Origin of the sequence: Ureibacillus aquaedulcis (assembly GCF_030418165.1) — a bacterium.
Classification (GTDB): Bacteria; Bacillota; Bacilli; order Bacillales_A; family Planococcaceae; genus Ureibacillus; species Ureibacillus aquaedulcis.
This window is the reverse complement of record NZ_JAUHTQ010000001.1, coordinates 458,538-482,433: the sequence shown is the minus strand read 5'-3', so window position 1 is coordinate 482,433 and position 23,896 is coordinate 458,538. Positions and strand designations below refer to the sequence as shown.

The 23,896-nt window shown below is 36.3% G+C and carries 22 protein-coding genes; 5 read left to right on the top strand and 17 right to left on the bottom strand.

Annotated elements, in window-relative coordinates; genetic code table 11:
- The first annotated feature begins 134 nt into the window (after positions 1-134).
- Complete coding sequence (locus QYB95_RS02215) at positions 135-1,346, top strand: MFS transporter (RefSeq protein WP_301136439.1); 1,212 nt, start codon at positions 135-137, stop codon at positions 1,344-1,346.
- 38 nt (positions 1,347-1,384) lie between these two features.
- On the opposite strand, the gene QYB95_RS02210 is transcribed toward QYB95_RS02215, so the two are convergent.
- The 6 genes from QYB95_RS02210 to fadH all read right to left on the bottom strand — a co-directional run bounded on the left by QYB95_RS02210 (position 1,385) and on the right by fadH (position 6,126).
- Positions 1,385-2,503, bottom strand: coding sequence for an N-acetyldiaminopimelate deacetylase (locus QYB95_RS02210; protein WP_301136438.1), 1,119 nt, complete (start codon positions 2,501-2,503; stop codon positions 1,385-1,387).
- A 12-nt stretch (positions 2,504-2,515) separates the two neighbouring features.
- Positions 2,516-3,232 carry a 2,3,4,5-tetrahydropyridine-2,6-dicarboxylate N-acetyltransferase gene (gene dapD, locus QYB95_RS02205; RefSeq protein WP_301136437.1) on the bottom strand — a complete coding sequence of 239 codons (717 nt, stop codon included), beginning with the start codon at positions 3,230-3,232 and terminating at the stop codon, positions 2,516-2,518.
- 108 nt (positions 3,233-3,340) lie between these two features.
- The gene (ccpC, locus tag QYB95_RS02200) at positions 3,341-4,231 is read right to left on the bottom strand and encodes a transcriptional regulator CcpC (RefSeq protein ID WP_301136537.1); all 891 of its coding nucleotides are present in this window, start codon (positions 4,229-4,231) and stop codon (positions 3,341-3,343) included.
- Between the two features lie 89 nt (positions 4,232-4,320).
- On the bottom strand, positions 4,321-4,764 hold the full coding sequence (gene cbpB, locus QYB95_RS02195) for a cyclic-di-AMP-binding protein CbpB (protein ID WP_301136436.1): 444 nt from the start codon (positions 4,762-4,764) through the stop codon (positions 4,321-4,323).
- Between the two features lie 144 nt (positions 4,765-4,908).
- Positions 4,909-5,148, bottom strand: coding sequence for a short-chain dehydrogenase (locus tag QYB95_RS02190; RefSeq protein WP_301136435.1), 240 nt, complete (start codon positions 5,146-5,148; stop codon positions 4,909-4,911).
- Between the two features lie 210 nt (positions 5,149-5,358).
- Positions 5,359-6,126 (bottom strand): 2,4-dienoyl-CoA reductase, encoded by a 768-nt coding sequence (fadH, locus tag QYB95_RS02185; protein ID WP_301136536.1) that lies wholly within the window; start codon positions 6,124-6,126, stop codon positions 5,359-5,361.
- Positions 6,127-7,071: 945 nt separating this feature from the next.
- Here fadH and QYB95_RS02180 point away from each other — a divergent pair.
- Entirely contained in the window at positions 7,072-7,920 is an 849-nt protein-coding gene (locus tag QYB95_RS02180; protein WP_301136434.1) for a nuclease-related domain-containing protein, read from the top strand.
- Positions 7,921-8,016: 96 nt separating this feature from the next.
- On the opposite strand, the gene QYB95_RS02175 is transcribed toward QYB95_RS02180, so the two are convergent.
- The 8 genes from QYB95_RS02175 to QYB95_RS02140 all read right to left on the bottom strand — a co-directional run bounded on the left by QYB95_RS02175 (position 8,017) and on the right by QYB95_RS02140 (position 17,989).
- Positions 8,017-9,666 (bottom strand): putative bifunctional diguanylate cyclase/phosphodiesterase, encoded by a 1,650-nt coding sequence (locus QYB95_RS02175; RefSeq protein ID WP_301136433.1) that lies wholly within the window; start codon positions 9,664-9,666, stop codon positions 8,017-8,019.
- A 238-nt stretch (positions 9,667-9,904) separates the two neighbouring features.
- Positions 9,905-12,067, bottom strand: a complete 2,163-nt coding sequence (locus QYB95_RS02170) for an RNA degradosome polyphosphate kinase (protein WP_301136432.1) — start codon at positions 12,065-12,067, stop codon at positions 9,905-9,907.
- Positions 12,064-13,608: a Ppx/GppA family phosphatase gene (locus QYB95_RS02165; RefSeq protein ID WP_301136535.1), complete on the bottom strand. Its 1,545-nt coding sequence runs from the start codon at positions 13,606-13,608 to the stop codon at positions 12,064-12,066. Before QYB95_RS02165 ends, QYB95_RS02170 begins: the two co-directional genes overlap by 4 nt.
- Positions 13,609-13,837: 229 nt before the next feature.
- Positions 13,838-14,740, bottom strand: a complete 903-nt coding sequence (locus tag QYB95_RS02160; RefSeq protein ID WP_301136431.1) for a chemotaxis protein — start codon at positions 14,738-14,740, stop codon at positions 13,838-13,840.
- A gap of 96 nt (positions 14,741-14,836) precedes the next feature.
- Positions 14,837-16,156, bottom strand: a complete 1,320-nt coding sequence (locus QYB95_RS02155; protein WP_425609162.1) for an MFS transporter — start codon at positions 16,154-16,156, stop codon at positions 14,837-14,839.
- Positions 16,157-16,254: 98 nt separating this feature from the next.
- Positions 16,255-17,127: an NAD(P)-dependent oxidoreductase gene (locus QYB95_RS02150; protein WP_301136430.1), complete on the bottom strand. Its 873-nt coding sequence runs from the start codon at positions 17,125-17,127 to the stop codon at positions 16,255-16,257.
- A gap of 375 nt (positions 17,128-17,502) precedes the next feature.
- The gene (locus tag QYB95_RS02145) at positions 17,503-17,697 is read right to left on the bottom strand and encodes an aspartyl-phosphate phosphatase Spo0E family protein (protein ID WP_301136429.1); all 195 of its coding nucleotides are present in this window, start codon (positions 17,695-17,697) and stop codon (positions 17,503-17,505) included.
- 103 nt (positions 17,698-17,800) lie between these two features.
- Positions 17,801-17,989 (bottom strand): hypothetical protein, encoded by a 189-nt coding sequence (locus tag QYB95_RS02140; protein WP_301136428.1) that lies wholly within the window; start codon positions 17,987-17,989, stop codon positions 17,801-17,803.
- Between the two features lie 120 nt (positions 17,990-18,109).
- Between QYB95_RS02140 and QYB95_RS02135 the strand changes: the two genes are divergently transcribed.
- From QYB95_RS02135 to QYB95_RS02125, 3 genes are all read left to right on the top strand, one after another.
- Positions 18,110-18,301 (top strand): YkvS family protein, encoded by a 192-nt coding sequence (locus QYB95_RS02135; RefSeq protein WP_301136427.1) that lies wholly within the window; start codon positions 18,110-18,112, stop codon positions 18,299-18,301.
- Between the two features lie 175 nt (positions 18,302-18,476).
- On the top strand, positions 18,477-19,088 hold the full coding sequence (locus QYB95_RS02130; RefSeq protein WP_301136426.1) for a CPBP family intramembrane glutamic endopeptidase: 612 nt from the start codon (positions 18,477-18,479) through the stop codon (positions 19,086-19,088).
- A gap of 75 nt (positions 19,089-19,163) precedes the next feature.
- A complete protein-coding gene (locus QYB95_RS02125; RefSeq protein WP_301136425.1) occupies positions 19,164-19,862 on the top strand; it encodes a hypothetical protein in 699 nt (232 codons plus the stop codon).
- Positions 19,863-19,925: 63 nt separating this feature from the next.
- Here QYB95_RS02125 and QYB95_RS02120 read toward each other — a convergent pair whose 3' ends face one another.
- The 3 genes from QYB95_RS02120 to QYB95_RS02110 all read right to left on the bottom strand — a co-directional run bounded on the left by QYB95_RS02120 (position 19,926) and on the right by QYB95_RS02110 (position 23,800).
- Entirely contained in the window at positions 19,926-20,372 is a 447-nt protein-coding gene (locus QYB95_RS02120; RefSeq protein ID WP_282991020.1) for a MarR family winged helix-turn-helix transcriptional regulator, read from the bottom strand.
- An 81-nt stretch (positions 20,373-20,453) separates the two neighbouring features.
- Positions 20,454-21,917 carry an ATP-binding protein gene (locus QYB95_RS02115; RefSeq protein ID WP_301136424.1) on the bottom strand — a complete coding sequence of 488 codons (1,464 nt, stop codon included), beginning with the start codon at positions 21,915-21,917 and terminating at the stop codon, positions 20,454-20,456.
- Between the two features lie 533 nt (positions 21,918-22,450).
- Positions 22,451-23,800 (bottom strand): TrkH family potassium uptake protein, encoded by a 1,350-nt coding sequence (locus QYB95_RS02110; RefSeq protein ID WP_301136423.1) that lies wholly within the window; start codon positions 23,798-23,800, stop codon positions 22,451-22,453.
- Positions 23,801-23,896 lie beyond the last annotated feature (96 nt).

Below are 23,896 nucleotides of genomic sequence, written 5' to 3'. Positions count from 1 at the left end.
TTTCTATCGAATATCATCCTAAAGACTACTATTAAATTGTAGTGTATCGATATACAATATGATAAGCTTTTAGATACACGAATTAATATTTACTATCTTTTTGGGTATATAGATAAGGGGAAAGGTGGACTGTAATGTCACAGAAAACGAAAAAAATAGCTTTAACGATTTTAATGCTTAATATGTTTATTACCATGGGTGGTGTAGGGATTGTCATACCTGTACTGCCCTCCTATTTAGATATCTTCGGTGTAGGCGGCGAGGTCTACGGTTCCTTAATCGCAGTTTTCGCCTTGGCGCAATTTTTATTTTCACCCCTTGCCGGAAATTTATCCGATCGATTCGGCCGCAAGGTATTTATTATAGGCGGACTCATTATCTATGGAATATCACAACTTATATTCGGAATTGCTACTGATGTCTGGATTTTATACTTAGGGCGCTTTTTCAGTGGTTTCGGTGCAGCTTTCATCATGACGACGATTATGGCTTATGTTGCCGATATCACGACGATGGAAGAACGCGGCAAAGGCATGGGAATGATCGGCGCCGCCATTTCGCTCGGCTTTATGATTGGTCCTGGATTAGGAGGATTTTTGGCAAATGTGAATCTACATTTCCCATTCTTTTTAGCAGGTTTTGTCTCACTGGCAGCAGCCCTGCTATCATTCATTGTTTTACCAAATGTCCAACCGCAAGTGGATGAAGCAGTAAAAAATGCACCTCGGGAAAATCTATTAAATCAATTGGTTCGTTCTGTAAAAACGCCTTATTTCGTCATTCTGATTGTAGTGTTCACTTTTAGCTTCGGAATATCGAACTTCCAGTCAACACTTTCCATGTTCTTGACGTATAAATTTGATTATTCACCAACGGATATTGCGATTGTTATTACAGTGGGTGGATTTGCTGGGGTTGTTCTCCAAATGTTTATCATCGATAAATTATTTAAACGTTTCGGAGAGATGAAAGTAATCTTAGTCAATTTGGTTGTTGCAGCCATCACCATGGTGTTAATGGTCTATGTCGGAGGTTTCTTCATTATCTTAACAGTTGCAACCCTATTCCAGATTGCAACCGTATTTATCCGACCTGCAGTCAATACATTGATCTCAAAGTTTGCTGGTAACGAGCAAGGCTTTGCAGCGGGCATGAATAATGCATACATGAGTCTAGGAAACATGATTGGCCCTGCACTAGCTGGTGTATTACTAGAATGGCATTTGTCGATTCCATTCATATTGGGTGCCGTTATTTTATTGGGCTGTTTTGGATTAGCCTATGTTTGGACATTGAAAAAGTCTCCACATTTACTGCATCCAGCAGCGGAAACAGAAGCAAAATAAAAATGGAAATGTCCGTAAAGGGCATTTCCATTTTTTTATTATAAGCTTCGAATAAATTGTTCAACGAATTTTGCATTAAAAGATAGCAAGTCTTCATCAGGATTGATTTTTGCATGGTGCAAACCATATTCACAGTTTGCCCCTGCCCAGAACATTGCTCCTGGAATTCCTTTTAGGAAATAGCCAAAATCTTCGCCTGTCATTGCCGCTGGACATTCATAAGAAGTGGCACCTTCGAAGTTTTGGGCAAAATCCAGCAATTTCTTTGCACATTGCGGATCGTTATTTACCTCATAGTACATCGAACCGTAATCGATGTTTATAGCGCATTCGAATGAAGCCTCAATCCCGGCGCAGATAGCCTCGATTCGTTTTTTCACATCGGCCATTGCCTCTGCATTGAGTGTACGGATAGTTCCTTCCAATCTCGCATTTTCAGCAATAATATTTTGAACTGTACCCGAAGTCAGTTTTCCGATGGTAACCACGGCACTATCCATTGGATTAATATTGCGACTTACAATGGTTTGTAATTGCAATATTAAATTAGCAGCCGCAACAGTCATATCCCTCGTTTTGTGCGGATATGCGGCATGTCCACCCAGCCCTTTTAAATCAATGAACAGCTCTGAAGTATTGGCAAATAGTAGTCCTGGACGTGTTGCCACTGTTCCGACAGGATATTCTGGTGCTACATGCAAAGCATAGATTTCGTCGGGTAAAAGATCTGGTCTTTCTGCCTTCAACCAATTCAGCATCGGTTCCGCACCACCCGGACCTTCTTCGGCTGGCTGGTAGTAAATCACTACATTTTGCTTGGGCTGGTTTTTCGCAAAGGCTTCCACTAAGCCGAGTGTAATCGTCATATGGCAATCATGGCCGCAAGCATGCATTTTCCCCTCGTGGGTAGATGAAAAAGATAAACCTGTTTCCTCTAGTATTGGCAAACCATCAATGTCTGAACGCCAACCAATTGTTTTAGATGGATGACTGCCTTCAATTTTCACCACAATACCCGTTTCCCATGTCGCAACACTTAAATATTCTTGTGGTAATTGAGAGATTTTATCCAGCAAATACTTCTGGGTCTTAAATTCCTGAAAACCCAGCTCCGGTATTTGATGCAACTCCCTGCGAATCTGTACAAGTGTATCCATCGTAACACCTACTTAAATATTTCTTAAAGCATCGATAATCTCGGTTTTGGATTTTGTTTTCTCATCCAATTGCTTCAATACGCGTGCAGGTACTCCACCTACCACTGTATATGGTTCAACATCGCTAATTACGATTGCACCCGCTGCAACAACAGCACCTTTTCCTACTCGAACACCTTCTAATACAACTGCATTAGCACCGATAACAACATCATCTTCAATGATTACAGGAGTTGCTGATGGTGGTTCGATTACACCTGCAAGAACCGTACCTGCACCAATATGGCAACCTTTACCAACCGTTGCACGGCCGCCTAATACAGCCCCCATATCGATCATAGTTTTTTCGCCGATTTCGGCGCCGATATTAATAATAGCACCCATCATAATTACTGCATTGTCCCCAATCGTTACTTGGTCACGGATAATTGCACCCGGTTCAATACGAGCATTTTGATATTTTAAATCCAATAAAGGAACGCCTGAGTTACGGCGGTCATTTTCAACCTCATAATCCGCGATTTGGCTTCCGTGTTCTTTTAAACTTGCTTCGATTTCATTCCATTCACCGAAAACAACTGCGCTATTTCCCTCACCGAATACTTTGGAATTTTCTCCGTATGATAATGAAGCAACACCTTCACCTTTTACGTAAACTTTTACAGGTGTTACCTTCTTGGAATCAGCAATAAATTGTATAATTTCTTGTGCATTAAGTTTGTTCGTCATTTGTCAGTTAAATCTCCTTATCTATGTAAAATATACTCACCTTATGATTGTACTAAATTTTCTAATAAATAGCACGTAATATTGCTGGTTTAAAATAATAAATATACATTACTTCGTATAATCATAAAGGCAGCTAGCATGCTGGGTCACGACATCCATAAAAGCAGCTACTTGTCTTAACTCAAAAGATGAATCATAGCCAATTAACCATGTATCTCGTGTAAGGCCAGTATCCTTTTCATTTTGTGTGATTGGAATTTTATTAACCTCTTCTTCCCCGCTCAAAGTGATGGATGGCAAGATGGCATAGCCGATCCCATTCATGGCCATCTGTTTGCATGTTTCAATCTGATCAACAATAATCTGCCTTTTCGGATTGGAAGAGAAATGGCGCTGCCACCACATTTGAATCTCCTGATAATAGTTCGAATCACTTCTAAATTGAATAAAGGGCCGATCCGTCGTCAAGATATCATCAATTTTTTCGATTTCTTTGTCGACAAGGTACATCATATCCCTAAATAAATGTACTTTCTTCCCTTTCCATTCCACCTGCCCGCGTACAATTCCCACATGTGCTTCGCCTTCGTACAAAGCTTTAACGATTTCAGAACTCCAGCCGGTGATTAGCGAGATTTTGGCATCGGGATAGATTGTAACAAATTCCTTCAATACTTTTGGCAGCCAATTCTGCCCCACAATTGATGCACAAGCGATTTTCAATGTACCATGTACTTTGGAGTTGAGCGCTTGGATGGTATCGAAGATTTGTTCTTTCCGAATGATTGTTTCATTTGCATATTGGATTACCAATTCTCCAGCCGGTGTTGGCGTAAGACCCTTTTGCGAACGGATAAAAATCTGGGCGCCCCAATCTTTTTCGATGGATTGCAGTCTTTGGGAGAGGGCTGGCTGTGTTAGAAATAATCGCTCTGCGGCTTTTCTCATATTCTTCTCTTCTGCTAGTACTTTGATGATTTCTGTTTCTGTTGCCGTCATCATACTCCCCCTTTTAAAGGCTAAGCTTAAAAAACGACAAAACCCTGATTTTTCGGATTTTGTCGAGTTTCTCGTTTAGATCGATTCTATTAATCTTCTACCTGATAAATATATTTTTTTAACTGTTTTAAAATAACACGACGAGTTAAAATACCAACGAAGGTTCCTTCTTCATCCACCACGCATAAAAAGGCATGATTAATGACCAAGTCTAACGCTCTTTGGAACGTATCGGATATTTTCAAATAGGTAACATCCGAGTCCATACAGTCGTCAACTTTGATATTTCCTAATTTTTCATATTCAATCCGCTCTAATCCTAATATGGATTCCGTAATCATTTTAGTACTTAAAAGACCGTGTAAGCGATACTTAATATCCAATACCGGCACAGAAGAATAACCTGTTTTGGTTAAAACGAGTAAAGCATGTTCGGCACTATTACCAATTTGAACATGTGCAACTTTTTCAGATGAAATAATGAAGTCACTAATTGGTGTCTCTAATAATGCTCTTGTGTTAGTTGAAATCATGACCTTCTACTCCTTTTCCTGTCAATAACTTTCCAACAGGGAAACTACACTCTCCTTATATCATATCACAATTTGTTCACAATTGACCATGATATGGGACCAGTATTTTGAAGTAGAAGGATGATTTCCAAAAAAAATCACATACTAATATCCATAAATTGACCAATAATAAAAGATAATAATTCCAGTAAACAACCCAAATATAATATACATAATAATAATCGGGTTCATCGCCACTGGATGGTCTCTTACAAGTTTACTGATCGGAACATCCGTCGCAGACTCACGGTGTCTTGTCCTTTTCATGACACCCGCCGTCAACCAATACGATACCGCGACAATTAATACACCTGCAATAATTGTCGGTACTGTCCACATACCCATTATTATTACACCTCCCTTTTTCTGATTTAAGAAAGTGTATTTAGTATGCTACGAATACCGTTATGTTTATTCTAAAATACAGATGTTGCCAGCATTTGCCTTCAATTTGTATCGTAATTTTTGATTAAAGTGTGAATTAATCGTTGGTTGGGACTAGATCACGTGCATATAGCGATATTGCCATTCGATCGCTTGGCTTGGCGGCAATAACTAAAACGGAAATGGATTCAACCATTGCCCACCATCCAATGTGACACATTCCCCATTCATATAGGAAGCCTTTTCGGACATGATAAATAAAGCAAGATCTGCAATTTCTTCTGGCGTGCCAAGCCTCTTTAGGGGAACAGAATTCAAGGTGCGTGCTGCCTGTTCCTCCGATTCCCACAGCTTCCCGGCACCACCAGTTCTTTCAATCGGTCCGGGCGCAATTGCATTTACTCGGATTCCATATTTATGACCCCATTCGACAGCCAAAGTCCGCGTTAATGACAATACCCCTGCTTTGGCAGCTGCAGAATGAACCACACCAGCACCCGCTCCCCAGGCATATGTCGCCACCATATTGAGAATCTTCCCCTTCAGCCCATTGTCAATCCAATACTTCCCTACCTCAGAAGAGCAATAGAATGTTCCATTTAAGACAATATCAATCACTGCCTTCCATCCATTTGGAGAAAGTTTTTCGGCTGGTACTAAAAAATTCCCCGCCGCATTATTAACTAATCCATCAATCTTGCCAAATTCCTCCACAGTGAATTGGACCATAGCCTTCACATGTTCAATTTCACGTACATCCATCTGAAATGTTTTTATCTGATCACCAAAAGCCATGATTTCTTGCTTCGCATTTTGTAATCGCTCACTATCCCGACCAGTAATTACAACATTAGCACCATCTTTAACAAACTGTTTCGCCATAGCAAGTCCCATCCCGCTGGACCCGCCCGTAATAATAATCGTCTCATTCTTCAACATCATGACAACTCCCCCTGCCCCTTTTTGAAAATGAATGTTCATTCAGTTTCATATTACTATATATTTACAGTGATGTATATCCAGTTTTCTGAATTTATTGATAAATAAAGGGGGGGTGCTAGAAGTTTTCTATTGGACAAATGTAGTTCAGCTACAAAACATTTAAGCCTAAGACAACTCCTATAAAGACAATCTTAAGTAGTTTCTTGAGTACTTGTCCCTGAAGTCACTTCTATTAGACAAGTCTAAGCTGTTTCCTTAATATTTGTCTTTGAGATCGCTTCTATTAGACAAGCTTAAGCTGTTTCCCGAATATTTGTCTTTAAGACCTCCTCTATTAGACAAGTTTAAGCTGGTCTCCAAATATTTGTCTTTGAGACCTCTTCTATTAGACAAGTCTAAGCTGGTCCTCAAATATTTGTCTTTGAGATCTCATCTATTAGACAAGTCTAAGCTGTTTCCTAAATATTTGTCTTTAAGACCCCCTCTATTAGACAAGTCTAAGCTGTTTCCCAAATATTTGTCTATGAGGCCACTTCTATTAGACAAGTTTAAGCTGGTCCCAAAGTATTTGTCTTTGAGCCCTCTTCTATTAGACAAGTCTAAGCTGGTCCTCAAATATTTGTCTTTGAGGCCGCTTCTATTAGACAATCTCAATCTGTTTCCACAATATATGTCCTTGTAGTCGCTACTATTAAACAAATCAAATTCAAACTGGATCCTAAGTATTTGTCTTTATGACATCTTGTTATAGACAAAGTTAACCTGCTTCCTCAAATATTTTTCTTCATAAATTACATGACAAACTTTTATAAAATAATAGAAAGATACATAATTTTAAAATAAAATAGTGTTATAAAAAGATGAAAGGATGAGAAGCTTCTGATTTATAAATCTCGGCAAGAACCATCACAACTACTTCTTCTAAGAACTTTAAAATCTAGAATGGCATTGTCAAAGACCGATCAACAAAACTACTATAATCTTTCTAAAGGTTACGAAGGAGAGCAACTTTTTGACGCACTACTACATAACCTTGAGTGTGATTGTTTAGTTTTGAATGACCTACTACTCTTGGTAAATAATCAAACATTTCAAGTTGACACCCTGCTTATCATGAATAATCGAATTCATTTGTTCGAAATAAAAAATTATACCGGTGATTTTTATTTTGAGTCTAATCAATTCTTCCGGAAAGACCGGTTCGAAATTTCTAATCCACTAACTCAATTACAACGAACGGAATCATTACTTCGCCAATGGTTAATCAAATTTAATTACTCTATTCCCATTCAAGCCTCAGTAATCTTTATCAACCCAGGATTTACATTATACAATGCCCCCTTAGACAAGCCATTTATTTTACCTACACAACTTAATCTACTTATAAAAAAACTAAATTCACAACAATCTATACTAAATAAAAGATATAAAAATCTTGCAGAAAAACTAGTTAATCAACATATTTCCGAACATCCACTACAGCAAATGCCATCTTATGAATATCACCAGTTACAAAAAGGGCTTAAATGTGGTATTTGTGAATCTTTCTCTACTAGCACAACTAGATATAGTGGAAATGTAACTTGTCTTAATTGCGGCAACATAGAAAAGATTGAAACTGCAGTACTTCGTACACTTCAGGAATTTAGAATACTATTTCCACTAGAAAAAATAACAACTAATAAAAGTTATGAATGGTGTAATATTGCACCTTCCAAAAAGACAATGCAAAGAATTCTCGGTAAGCATTTCAAAAAAATCGGTACCAAACGATGGAGCTATTACTCTTAGATCCTTATAAAAAATTTATTCTTCCCTTTTTATAAACCACCCCAAAATACAAAAAAACCAACAAATTCTACTGTCCATAAAATTTGTTGGTTCGGGTTATTTGGCTAGGTATTTTTCTACGATTTCTTCAACGGGGAGGGGTTTGTTATATAGGTAGCCCTGGCCTTTTTTGCATTGATGAAGTTTCAGGAAATTTTCTTGCGAGATTTCTTCTACGCCTTCCGCGATGACATCCATTTCAAGATTTTGGGAGAGGGCGATGATTGCTTTTACAATGGCCTCATTTTTGTCGTCTTTATTTAAATCAGCTATAAAAGACTGATCGATCTTGATAATATCGATCGGATACTTTTTTAAATAGCTTAATGAGGAGTAGCCTGTTCCAAAATCATCTACAGACACAAATACACCTAAAGCTTTTAAGTTTTTCAGGATGCTTTCGGTTTCATCCACGTTGACCATCGAGCTTTCCGTGATTTCCAGTTCAATATACTTTGGCTCGACATCGTATTTTCGGATAACGCGTTTCACCTTTTCAGCAAAATTTTCTTGTTTGAATTGTTTTGGTGAAATGTTGACCGCAATCCGAACGGGTCTGTAGCCCTTTGCCTTCCATTCCTGCTGATACCTGCAAACCTGCTCTAATACCCATTCCCCAATCTGGATAATTTGGCCCGACGATTCGGCAATGGGAATAAATTGTGAGGGGGGTACAAATCCAAACTTCGGATTATTCCATCTGATCAGTGCTTCAAAACTGTCAATGTCATATGTATCGAAATCAATTTGCGGCTGCAGATGCAGCGAGAGTTCATTCAAGTCAATGGCCCTTCGTAGATGAGCCTCCATCAACACTTCATTTTTGAAAGTGTGGCTCATTTCCTCGCGATAAAATCTAAAATGAGCCCGTCCGTGTTTTTTCACATAGAATAATGCTTGTTCAGCCTGAAGCAGTAAAGTCTCTAAATCTCGACCTTCATTTGATGAAATGGTTGAAATGCCAATGGAACAAGTAACGAAATACTCATGTACATCAATCAAGAAAGGTTCCTTTAGCAGTTCATAAATTTTATTGACGACCAGCTCAACCTCTTCACGGAGAGAATGGCGCACTAAAAATAAAAATTCGTCTCCGGAATAATGATAAAGCTCGCAAGATTCGCTTCGAACTTGATTAAAGCGGTCGCTTATCTGCTTGATCATTTCATCGGCTTTTTGCTTCCCCAGTGACTCATTGTATTTTTTGAAGCGATCCAAGTCTACTAATAACAAAGAAATATGGCGGGAATCATTATAATTTTGGTAGTGCTCATTCCACTTAATATTTAACGCCCTCTTGTTAAGTAGACCAGTATTTTCATTTTGAAAAGTAAACAGGCTATAAGTAGTTTTTTCTTCATTTACTTCTTTCATAATGATTGCAAAGTATTGTTCAGTGAAGGTCGCAATCGGTTGAATATAGATGGATAGTTGTTTTTTATGATCAATGGAGATAAAATCAATTTCTTCCTTTGGATTATGGAGCAATTCTTTCAAGTCATCCCAATTCATCCACTGAAAAAATGCTCTTGCATCCATTCCTTTCACATAAGGAATAGGGGAAAGAATAGAGGCATTCGAATTAATCATTTCTACAGTAAACTCTCTTCCATTCTGTCTTTTTAAGATGACGACCGAATCAAATGGATTTAGTTTCATCATATCTTGCAAAAAGTTTTCAAACTCTTTTGTTGGAAAAGTAATCATTGATATCCCCCGTAGCTACATGACGTGATGCAAAAAAATAAAAATTTAGATATATTATAACACTATAATCCAAAAAATATTTATATTTCCATTTAATTTTAGGTCATTTGTACAACTAAATCAACTTCACTGTAAAATTGTATACCCACCTATGAATATGTACCTATCAAAATACCCCTCCCACCAAAAAAGGTGGGAGACAATATTTTTTAAAAAAAATAAATACACTTCAATAATTCTATTCTTCCACTACCACTGTACTCATTGCTTCTAGTAAAAACTGCTCCTGAGAATTTATCCGAATATCTGAAGGATCTACTTCCTTATAATGATATTCCCCTGTGGAATCTTGAATACGGGCCTTGACGTTATCCGCTATTTGCGTCATCAAAATTTCCATTAATCTCTCCTTGATATCATTCGAATATAGCGGGAATAATATTTCAACACGCTTCACCATGTTGCGCGTCATTAAATCCGCAGAAGATAAGTAGATCTTGTTTTCTCCGTTATGATGGAACCAATAAATTCTTGTGTGCTCCAGGAAGCGGGCAACGATACTTGTAACTGTAATGTTTTCACTAATCCCTTTAATACCTGGGCGCAAACAACAAATACCCCTTATAACTAGTTCAACTTTAACGCCATTTATCGAGGCCTCGTAGAACTTCATAATTAGATCTTTATCTGTTAGGGAATTCATTTTTGCACGAATAAATCCATTTCCAAACTTTTTATGGCAGCGGATTTCTTCATCTATTAATTCAATAAACTCATCTCTTATATCAAATGGTGCAACAACGAGATGATGGAATTCAGGTTTTTCTGTATACCCACTTAAATAATTAAAGAAGTTTGTAGCATCAATGCCAAATTCCTTCACTGACGTGATAATCCCCATATCTGTATAAATCTTGGCAGTGGCGTCATTATAGTTTCCTGTACCTAGATGAACAAAACGCTCGATTTTTCCATTATTTTGGCGAACAACCAGTGTAATTTTAGAATGTGTTTTTAGATTATTCATTCCATATATCACTAGGCATCCAGCTTGCTCTAATTCTTTCGCCCAATGGACATTGTTTTCTTCATCAAATCTAGCTTTTAACTCAACTAGAACCGTCACCTGTTTCCCATTCTCCGCTGCTTGTTTCAGTGCATGAATAATTGGTGAATTCCCACTAACACGGTACAGAGTTTGTTTGATAGCTAAAACAGATGGATCCGATGCAGCTTCCGTCACAAAATCAACAATCGGTTCAAAGGATTCATAAGGGTGATGGAAAAAGATATCCTGTGTTAGGGCCTTTTCAAAAATATTTTCATCTGACGCTAGATCTTTAGGACGAAGCGGTATGAAGCTTTCATATTGTAAGTGCTCTCGTCCGACCGAGATTTTCTTTACAAAACTAAAAAGGAAAGTTAAATCAAGCGGTCCGCCGATTTTAAAGACATCCGATTCCTGAATCTCAAATTCTTCTAATAGATAGTCAAGAACCTCATCACTGATTTCGCCGTTACGTACCTCTAATCGGCTGCCAACGCCCCATTTTCGCTTTTTCAGTTCTTTTTCAATCTCTACAAGTAAGTCCCTGGCACCTTCTTCATGAATGGTCAAATCCGCATTTCGAGTTAAACGGAAAGCTTGAATAGACTTCACATTATAGCCATAGAAAAGTTTCTCGATATGTGAAGAGATGACGTCTTCCAATAAAACAAAAACCTTTTCTCCCTTTTCACTCGGCACTTCGATATAACGGTCCAAAACAGAGGGAACCTGCACAATGGCTACTTTTTCACTGTGCTCACTATACATATTATTTTCTTCAAGCATCACTAATAAGTTTAATGTCTTCCCAATCAGAGTAGGAAATGGCCGGTATGCATCAACAGCTACCGGCGTGAGTACCGGGAAGATCGTCTCTTCAAACAATTCATTTACAAATTGTTTTTGAGATTCATTCAAAGCTTTAAATTCACGAACATATACTTTCTCTTGGGGCAATAAATCGTATACAAGATAACGGAACACTTCCATTTGCCTTCGAACAAGATCTTGGGTCATTTGAGCGATTCTCGCCAGCTGCTCCTTTGGTGTGAGACCGGACTTATTCTCGGGTTTATAAAAACCTGCTCTTACCTGGTCCTGTAATCCCGCCACACGAACCATGAAAAACTCATCTAGATTAGAGCTGAATATAGCTAAAAATCTCAGCCTTTCAAGCAAGGGATTTGTTGCATCTTCCGCTTCTTCCAATACACGTTCATTAAATGCCAACCAGCTAAGTTCACGGTTATTGTAATATTGCGGTTTAGCAATTTCCTCCAACATTTGCTCTTGATCAGTCCACACATTATTATTGTTCTCTCCATGAGGGTCCAACTTTATTTCAGTAGTCATTTCTTTTCACCCTTTTTATAAAAATGAATTTGCACAGGCTTTTTAAATAGGCGTTCAATATGTTTTTTCTGTCGTTCACTTTGATAGATTTCGGCCATTGGCAGATGCGTTGCCTCTACAATTACATGAATGACTTCATCTATTTTTTGCAGCTCTATGGATTCCACAATATTGCGCTTGGAAACATTTAAAGCGTAAATAAATTTCAGCATGGCTCCGAAATCTCGCAGTGTTTTTAACTCTTCTCTTGAAATCCAAGTGATAAAACGAGCCGAAAATCTTCTGAAATAATCTTTATTTTTATAAGATGCGAGCAGCGCCAGTTTCACACGTTCTACATGATTCATTCCTAAGATGGATTGGTTCGCAAGCAAATAAAAAGTATGCTGACTGGATGAATCTTGTTCAATATACTCACCGATGGCATATACCGCAGCAGCTCTCCTCAATAGTTCAAGGTGCTTTTCGTTATATTCGAATAATCCTAGTCGGCAGCATTCTTTGTAAAATTGCTCTGTCATTAATCGCAGGAAGATACTTTCTTTTTCAGAACGCCCATATTCATAGGTAATCCGTCTGGCATACCCTTCAAAAACATTGTACTTATCAAAAGCACCAGGATTGCTTTGTAGTACCCGATTATAGATTAAACCTTCACGCAAGCCCTTTTTACTTATTTGAAATACCTTTGCATCGACAAGGGTCATCAACTCTTTAAATACCTCCAAAGCAATTCCAATAATATCCGCTCGATCAGAGGAAAGCCCGTCCAATTGTTTCAATTGTTCGAACGTCATCTTTTCCAAATAATTACTTAAAGTTGCCAGCTCGTCGATTTTTACTTCGTATTGATGAACTCCTGATATCGGGTAATCAATTAACTGTTGGTGAATCTGTGCGATATTTCGTGCACTACCGCCGATTCCTATGATCGGGATTCCAACCTGCTTAACCCAGTCCAGCTTTTCAAATTGCCCTCTTATATACTGTTGCAACAATTCCTTTTCCTCTTTACTGATTACTTCACCAGAAACGAACATTTCTTTTAGAGAAACGGTACCAAAAGGAAAACTAATTGTCTTTTGCAATTTTTTATCTTTAAATAGCGTGATTTCTGTTGAACCACCACCAATATCAATTGTAACAGCGGATTTTGTATCAATAGAATGAGCTACTGCAAGAAATCCAAAATATGCTTCTTCTTCCTCGGATAACAAATCAATTAAAATGCCAGTCTCTTTTTCCATGCGTTCAATAATCTGCTGGTTATTTCTGGCTTGGCGAATTGCAGCGGTTGCAGTTGCTTTTATATCACTTACTTTGTAATCATCAATAATCTTTTTAAATGAGCTCAAGGTCTCTGCTAACAGCAAAATACCCTCTTCTGACATATCACCGTTCTCTTGCAGGTAGGTTCGTAATCTTGCAACTGTTTTTATATTTCCGAATTCTCTCAATCCTTCAAGTCTATTATATTTATAAAGCACAAGACGAATTGTATTTGAACCGATATCAATGATGGCTGTTTTTAAATTTTCCATATTTTCGATAGTTATCACTCTCTCTTTGAAATTTCATATGGAAGGCACACTCCCCTATACCCTAAAGAATGGTTTACTAATTCAAACTTTAAACGCGGGAAGATAAAAGAACACGGCCGAAGAACCTTGAAGGTATCCGACCGTGTTCTAAATGTAAATCAATTCGCGAATTGGAAGAGCCTTACTAAATAAAAATATATATTTAATGGATACCCTAAAATATGCTTTGTTATAAGATTAACTCATCTACTTTTAAAATTAGCTCCGCGATTTCAGGTTTGCTGATTTGCTCCTCGGCACCCACTACTTCCCCTTTATGACGAAGATCATCAGTAATTAAGCTCGAGAAAATGATAACTGGAAGCTTCGCTAATGAAGGGTGAGATTTTACCTTTTTAGTGAAATGATGCCCATCCATTTGTGGCATCTCGATATCTGTCACGACTAACTGTACATGCTCTTCGATATTACTGCCTGTACGTAGCAATGATTCAAGATATTCGTAGGCATCATGCCCATTTTCAAAGAATTCCAGGTTAACATAGCCTGCTTCATGCATCGTATCATGCAATAGCTTTCTAAGTAGCGGCGAATCCTCGGCAATGATGATTTTCTTTTCAGAATGGTCACGCTTTCCTAATTTTTTGACGGAATCCACGTTTATACCAGAGTCTGGATTGATGTCGACCATGATTTTTTCAAAGTCTAATAATAAGATCATTGTGTCTTGTTGTTTAATAACTCCAATCACCTGGCTTGAACCGCCCTGATACATATCTGAAGGCTTTTCGATTTCATTCCAGGAAATTCGGTGTATTTGCGTTACATTATCTACATGGAATACAACTTTTTGCTTATTAAATTCAGCAACAATATATTTTTGCTGTGCACTAAATGCAGCACTCGAAATTCCTAATACTTTAAGCATATTAACCACAGGCAATACTTCACCACGCAGCTGTACAATCCCTTCAACATGGGGATGTGCGTGTGGAATAAAAGTAACGGGAATTGGTTGGATAATTTCTTTCACCTTTATTACATTAATACCAAATTTATTATTAGCTACTTCAAATTCGACAATTTCAAGTTCGTTTGTTCCACTTTCTAGTAATATCCCTTTATGCTCCAAGTAACTCTTTCCTTTCCCGACTAAAATACTGATTTTAGCAACTTTTGATACAATTTTTTATAAGTAAATTGTAACATAAGGGAAGGTTTTCTCCTATTACCTATTTTCTTCAGGTTTTACTTGCAAATGTATTATTAGCCCAATTATTGTCAGGATGATCAGCGATCCCAGTGCTACTCTACTTGCAAATGTTCCATAATCTTTAAGGAGTAAAGTGATCGTACCGTATAAAGCCGGTCCAATTATTGCAGACACTTTCCCTGAAAATGCGAACAAACCGAAAAATTGCCCGCGTTTCTCTTCAGGAGATAATTCAATGATTAAAGTTCTGGAAGTAACCCACATAGAACCAAGAGATACTCCAAACAAGCTGCCAGCAATCCAGAACATCCACTGGGCAGTGGCAAATACAGCGATGAACAGCGCAATAATCATAATAATCGCCACAATCGTCACTGAACGTTTTGAGCCGATTGATTTTGCGACATACCCAAAAATCATTGACCCAATTACAGTAGATATTGTACTAACCAGGTAAAGAATAATAAATTGTGATGATGAAAATCCAACAATCGCGGTAGCATAAACGGCCATCATGGCAATCGTTGTTGCAATCGCATCATTTAAGAAAAAGTAAGCAATCATGAAAGTAAATATGGCTTTATACTTTTTCATTTCCTTAAAGGTTTCGATTATTTCCTTATAGCCTTCAAGGAATTTTATTTTTTTTCTTTGTTCCTTAGGAATCGGTTTATCCTTAATAAAGAAAAATAATGGTAATGAGAACACTAAATACAGAATGGCCGTTGGAATGAATGCGCGGTGGAAATCTCCGTCACTTACTAGCAAGTAAACGAGCAAACCGCATATAGTTCCTAAATATCCTACAGCCACGCCAAAACCTGAAATGAGGGGCATCTCTTCTTTTGTTCCCAGATCACCCATCATTGAATCATAAAATACCAAACTGGAATTAAAGAAAAATTTTGCGATGACAAAACTAACAACTACCAGAAATAAGCTGAGAGGAACACCTGAATAATCCACATTAAAATCAAGGCTGCCAAAAACCCCCATCATAAAAGTAAAAAGGATAGAAATAGAGGCAAACCAAACGATAAAGCGCTTCTTATAACCTGTATTATCGATCCACACACCAAAGAGTGGAGAAAAGATTACCAAGAAGAAGCTTGCTACGGCATTCGCGTATGAAATAAACGTACTTGCGACCTGTTTCCTAACTTCGTCTGTCCCTAATACTTCGTCCATATAAAAAGGAAAGAATACAGTATTGATGTTGGATGAAAAAATGGTATTGGCAAAATCATAGAATGCCCACGAAAGAATGGGCAGCGATAAATACAACGCAAGTGGACTTCTTGCTTTTGAGTTTTGGTTATTGATTGTTTTCCCCAAAGCGTTCTCTCCTAAAAATTATTTTCACTCTCAACTGAATAAACAATATCTTATTTTTTGACTGTCTAAAGTGCAACCAAAACTGATTGAAGATTAAATTAATCAATATAGTACTTGATCAAGCTTTGTGTTCCTTTATCGCCGTATCCTTTTTCTAGAAGAGTATTGTAAATTTCCTTGGATAATTTTACTCCAGGAAGATCCAAGTCCATTTTTTCCGCTTCATCAATCGCAATTTTCATATCTTTAATAAAATGCTTTAAATAAAACCCGGGTTCTAAATCTCCTTTAATCATACGGGGCCCTAGATTGCTTAATGACCAAGAACCAGCTGCTCCTGTGGAAATGGATTGAAGTACTTTCTCGATATCCAATCCTGCCTTTAATGCATATGAAATCGATTCACAAACCCCAATCATATTGGTTGCAATGAGTAATTGGTTACACATTTTTGTATGTTGTCCTGAGCCCGCTTCTCCTTGGTATACTATATTCTTGCCGAAGATTTGTAGAATCGGCAGCAACTCTTCAAAAGTTGCTTCCTCTCCACCCACCATGATCGAAAGTGTCCCATTTTGAGCACCAATATCACCACCAGAAACAGGTGCATCAATCGAAGAAATCCCTTTTTGTTTTGCAATTTCAAATATTTTTTTGGCTAATGTAGGTTGGGACGTTGTCATATCCACAACAATGGCGCCTTCTTTTGCAGACTGTAGTATACCATTTTCTCCAAGGTAGACCTCTTCAACGTCCGCTGGAAAACCAACCATAGTAAAAATGATATCTTTTCCACTTGCCGCTTCTTTTGGAGTCTCCGCCCATTCTGCGCCAAGTTCAATCAGGTCTGCCGCCTTTGACTTTGTACGTGAATAAACGGTAACTTCATACTGTGCATTTAATAGGTGCTTCACGATACTTGCTCCCATTACTCCAGTTCCAATAAACGCGATTTTCTTTGTATGTATCATAAATTATAACAACCCTTCCCTATTTCAATTCACTATATATAAGCAATCTAAAATCACTGCATTGTATAAGAAACTTTTGCTTATCTCGAACCTCTTCGATCAAACAAGTTTTCTAATAGTTTACCAAATATTTTTTAACTATTGATAATAAATAGTAAATTATTACATAAACTTTACATAAAAGATGTCATAAGTTAATAAAAGCAGGACAAACATCCAGATCTTTCCCGTCATTTAAAAAAACAACAAAAAAAGAGAGCAGAAGCCAAATGCTCCTGCTCTAAAAGGGGGAAATGAGAATGTTGCTGTGTTCATAAATAATATATCCCCATTAATTACTTTTTAAACAATTTATACAAACTTTTTTTATTTTTTTTAAATATAATTATATTGATCATTTTTTTCTAATTGTTCATCCCTATTTGCAACTTCAATATCAAACTCGTTCATTAAACGATCCAATTCTTTACTTATACGTATAGTTTTCGAGCTTTGAAGACCATATTCTATTCCTATCTGAATCATTAGCTGTCTTTTTTTCTCAACTTCTTTTAAAAGGTCCATTTCCATTAAATTCCTCCTAAAAAAATATGATGCTTTTATTATAATGGTTCTTAAGTAATAAAGCGTGAAAATCGATAGACAAAATTCGACAGTTTTTCATTTTCAATATTCAACTTCTTGGAACTTTTAAAAATGTGAAAGTTACATCTCCACCCTGTTGAGCTTCCCCACGAAAATGTTTGAACATTTCATCCTGTACAAGAAGTCTGCGGAATTGGAGAAATTCTTCTTTTGGTATTGTAATACTTTCTATATCCCCAGTTTTAAGTTGGTCAATCAGTTTTTGATAGCTTTCCATTTAGATCACCTCTATTGTAAATTTTTAATGACAATTAATTAAAAATTCAAAAATTCCCTTTACTTTTTTTTGTTTTTCATGCAAAATTTCTTAATATTAATCGATAAGGAGCTGACTCTTATGAAAATAGCAGAGGTTGGAAATATTGTCGAGTTTAAAGAAGGTTTACAAGGAGTAGTTGAAAAAGTAAACGAAAACTCTGTGATTGTAGACTTAACGATTATGGATAACTTTCATAATCTAGATATGGAGGAAAAAACCGTTATTAATCATAAACGCTATAAGATATTAAACCATCCCAAGGAACATTAAATCTATTAAATAAATCATAGTAATTTTTATTGCTAGATTATAAGGGTTTTCTTAGTAAATTATTTCCATCAAAGTAATTTAAGTTAAAAGATTGAATAAAAATCTTCTTTTCATTTGCTAATAGATGATAGGAGATTTTTTTTTTGATAAGATGTTAAAGAGGAGGTCATTATTAATGGAAAAGTCTAAACAATTGATCGGACTTCTTCTTTCTTTACTATTCATTTATGTAATGTTGTATATTACTTTTAAAGAAATTAATATTTTCTGGTACCTATACACCTTTACTCTTTTAGTAGGGATTGCGATTGCTGTAATATATGGAAGATTGAAAGATGAACTATCAACTTGGCAATATCTGCTATTCGGTATTGGCTATGGGACGATTTTGTATGGAATTGTTCGACTCGGACATTTTTTAATTTCAAATATTAATGCCGGTACTGAAAAAACAATCCTTACTTTTTTGGAGAATTATGGACCGGATAATATTTGGCATTATTTACTTTTAATTTTCATTATTGTTATAGGTGAAGAGCTATTCTGGCGTGGGTTTGTACAGCAGCATTTAAAAAATTGGGTATCGCCAGGATTGGCCGTCATTATAACCAGTATCCTATTTGCTTTATCCGTGGCAATAAGTGGTTTCTGGCCAGGAGCTATTGCAGCTTTCCTTGCGGGGTTAGCCTGGGGATTCCTTTATGAGTGGAAGAAAAGTTTGCCATTAATTATTGTCTCTCACGAAATCTTTATTTTGCTCTTATTTATGATACTGCCTCTTTATTAATCTGAGATAATACATGAATTATTTATGAAACTTTTATTTTACTAAAACGTTAAATTTATTAAGGGGGATAAAAAAATGTCAAAAACTCTTAAGTTTATCATAACTTTATTTTTATCAATTACAGTCTTAGCTGCATGTAACACTGAAGAAGAAGCACCGGATTCAAATAGTGCAACTGGTACTGCACATACTGAAGGCAATGAAGTGAACGATTCTGTTGATACCGAAGAACCGGCTACTGACGATGGGCAAAAAGAAGAACCTGCAACTGCAGATCCGAGTGAGAATACTGATACTGATACTGATACTGATTCTACTACTGCATCATCAATCACATTCTCATCCAATGGCCAAAGTAAAACTGAAGAACTTTCTCCAGTTTCAGGAGAACAATATACAATCCAAGTAATTCCTGGTTTCAGTCTAACACCCGAAGAGCCTGGAAAAGATCTTTTATCCTATGATGAGGATGATTCGGTTAGCATGCGGATCGAGGCAATGACAACAGACGATTCGACGTTTAAAGATTTAGTAGCTAATACCGAAGAAACAATGAGTGCAATCAATGAAGACTATGAACCATACGATATCACTGAATTTATTGGAAACCAAGATTTAACTAACTCAACAGCCTATGTCGCTAACCATGATAATGAAGAAGTAACGACAGTGGTTTTTGAAAAAGCAGAAAAACTAGTTCGTTTAACTATTTTCGATAAAAAAGAAATAGATTTATCTGAAGCACTGGTAAAAATGGGATTAACCATTGAATAAATTCCCATGTAAACCTTGTTAAACAACTAAAGGAGTTGCCTCATTTTAATGAGACAACTCCTTTTAGTATGACAAATCCTTAATGGAAAGTCCTAATTTCTTTAACAGCTCAATGGCAGTATCCTTTTCCTCAGGCGTTAAAACACTTAATAGCTCATGCAAATTTTCTTCGTGTTCCGGAAAAAGCTTTTTCATAAATTCTGCACCTGATTCTGTTATCTCCGCAAATGTAACGCGTCGATCTGATGGACATGAGACGCGATCTAGATATCCTCTTTTTTCCAGCTTATCGATTACATACGTAATAGAACCACTAGCTAGCAAGATTTTATTTCCAATCTGTTGAAGCGGCTGGCGGCCTTTATGATAGAGCAACTCTAATACCGCAAATTCGGTTGGATTTAAACCGTGCTGTTGAAAAAACTGATTCGTCACTTCATTAATTGCCTTATTCGCCCTAGACAATACAATATACAATTTAAGCGATTGCTTAATTTCATTAGAAGACATGACAAAACATCCTTTTTATCAATATATAAATGAATTATAGCGATAAAAAGAATCTTTTGTCAAAACCCGTATACTTTTCCCTCATACGACAGGTACTCTGTTTATAGGTGTGAAGTCCATCCACATCTCAATTACGTTATCGTCATCCTGACGTAAAAATTGTCTTTTACAAACCGGCAATGCAATTCTAAAGGTTGTCCCTAATCCAACCGAACTTTCTACATTTATAGTGCCGTTATGTTCTTCTACTACCTTTTTTACCAGGGATAATCCTAAACCGGTTCCAGTAGATTTCGTTGTAAAAAATGGCGTAAACAATTGATCCATCTCTGTATCAGTCAAACCTCTGCCTTCATCAATAACAGAGACTTCCACCCCTCCATTACGATTCTCAAGCTTGATTGTAATCACCCCGCCATTACACATAACCTCTATTGCATTTTTAACCAAGTTAATAAGCATTTGTTTTAAACGATTATGATTTCCTCTAATATACATAGGATAGTAATCACAATCATCCATTTTCAACAGTATATTTTGGCTCATTGCATGAGGCAGCATTAATTCAATCACTTCGTTCACTACTAGTTTTATTGAGGTTTCATCATAGCTTCTTTCTTTTGGTTTCGATAAATACAGCAGTTCAGTTAATATCGACTCCATACGCTGTAATTCAGAATCCATGACAGAAAGATAATTTTGGTGATCATCGTTGCAATTTAGTTTTAATAAATCAACAAACCCTTTTAATGATGTCATTGGATTACGGATCTCATGGGCAATACTTGCCGCCATATGACCAATTGAGTTCAATGAATCTTGCTGATCAACTTGCTTTTTCAGCAGTATTTTCTCTGTTTCATCCGTAATTGTTGTAACAATTAAATTCATATTATAGTTAAACTTACTATCCATTTGATAATAATGAATTTGCCCATTTTCATTTACGCTCGACACACTTATCGAAGCACGTCCATTGTTCATTATGTTTGCAAAATATTGAAGTTTATTATATTCGTAGTCTGTAAGGGAATCAAAAAGCATTTCATGTTGTTTCATGATAATCTGACTTTTTTCGCACTGAATATATTGTAATGCTATTGCATTTGCATCAACAATTTCTCCATTAAAATCAGTTAGAACAATACCATGGGAAACATCATTAAACATGGAATAGATGTCAATATTGCTGCTTTGATCTAATGAAACAGTCTCGGAAGCAGGCGATATTGTGACAAAAATAAGATCTTTTTTTTCATGATAGTATCCCTTCAGCCGAAATTCTTTGAATTGATTTTCACTAATTTTGAGGTTTAGATTGCAAAAGTCACCCATATTTTTTTTAATCTTTTCTAAATAGTTGCTCCATCTCGCCATTGAAGTCTCGTCCATTTGCAATTGTTGTCTTGATGATTGATCAATATTTAGCATATGCGCTGCAAGGTCATTAACTGACTCTATTTGACAGGAAGTATTTAATATTAGTACTGGATCTTTAACAGTATGAAACAATTTCCTAAAAATAGGTCCATCAGTTTTCACCATTTTCCTCTCACCAATCCTTTCCACACGGAAAAAGTACTCTCTCACACGCAATTCTTATACTATATATTCTATTAAAGACATTGGAAATTTATGACTTTGTAATATAAATTATACTAAATTTTCAAAATATTAGTTACCATAAATTATTCCACACTTTTTTTGGTAAGAGAATGGGTAGATAACATCATTTTAACAGTGGAAAAATTATTCCTATAGTAAATTCCCATCTTTTTTAATATTTTTACACTCGACATAAGATATTAGATCTATAACATTAGTCCTTATTATTTCACCTATTGAATTCTAATTTTAAAATCATTAGACCTATAAAATTAAATTTTTGCTCAAATTGTCTATGTTAATTTTGGTTAATATTTTGTAAATAATATTATTTACTAATCCGATAATACTTATATTATTTATTATTTATAATTTATCTAATTTTATAGAAAATTGCACGTTAAAAATCTGTAAATTCTAAATTTTTTTACATTTATTAAAAAAACCTCATAATATATGAGGTTTTGTAAATATCACCCAATTATTACACGCTCTTTTGGATAGTGATAAGGCGGTTTGTCTACTTTTCCACCAAGTGTATATAAAAAGGATATTAAGCCTACACGTCCGATAAACATAAGTATCATCATGACGAACTTACCTTCTGTCGACAAATGTTCTGTAATCCCTAAGGACATGCCGGCTGTACCGAAAGCAGAAGTTATTTCAAATATAATTTGTGTTGTTGTAGCAGCTGGTTCTGTTATTAGTAAAATCATAGTCGAGATCATTACCATGAAGAAGGCTAAAATAATGACAACATAAGATCTAAAAATATCAATCATATAAATTTCTCGTCCGTATAACTGTATTTCCGTCCGCCCATTTGCAAAGTTATATAAGAACAAAATGGCAAGTGCGAAGGTCGTCGTACGAATTCCTCCACCCACTGAACTTGGCGAAGCCCCTATGAACATTAGGAAGCTTAAAAAAATGTCGGTGGCTTCACTAAATAATGTCACATCAAAAGTAGTTAATCCTCCGGAACGAGCGGAAATTGAATGAAACATTGCTGTAAACAATTTCTCATGCCATGTCATCCCCTTTAAAGAGTGGAACGACTCTATTAGTAAAATAACTAATGTCCCGACAATAAATAATAACCCATAAGTTACGGTTGTAATTTTTGTAAAGAGACTAAAGCGAAATCCTGATTCTTTGCGAAATAGAAATCTTTTAAGTTCTATTAATACGGGGAAACCAATTGCCCCCAAAACAATTAAAATCATGACTACAAATTGTACAAAATAATCTGTATGGTAAGGTATAAGACTATCGCCAGTAATGTCAAACCCGCCATTTGTTGTGGCGGAAATTGAAGCGAAAATTCCGTGTTTTACTGCTTCCTCCCACGTATCAAAGTATCGCATGAAATGAAACGATAGAATAAATGCACCGATTGCCTCAATGATAAAGAGAATCTTCACGATTTCCCTCAATAAATTTACGACACCAGATAAGTTGTACTGGTTGTGGTCAATCATGATTAATTGCCTTTCGCGCATACCGATTCTCTTACCTAATATTATCCATAGAAATGTCCCCAATGACATAATCCCGATTGCTCCCAGTTGGAGAATCACCAGCAATACAATAAGGCCAAATGATGTTAAGGTTTCAGATATATTAAATACCGTTAAACCTGTTACACTTACTGCACTTACTGCTGTAAATAATGTATCGACAAGAGATACATCAACACCCTCTTTATAGACGGCTGGAATTCTCAATAGCAGGAAGGAAGTAGCAATTGCGAAGAAATAATAACTTACAAGAAGCTGAAATGGTGTGATTGTTCTAGTTTTTTTTTGATATTCGGCCACTTGATTCGCCTCTTTTACTTATTGTTCTAGTTCTACAAGTATAATGGAATTTCAATATAATGTGAACCTTCAAGCTGTTAATAATTTTTATCGCTT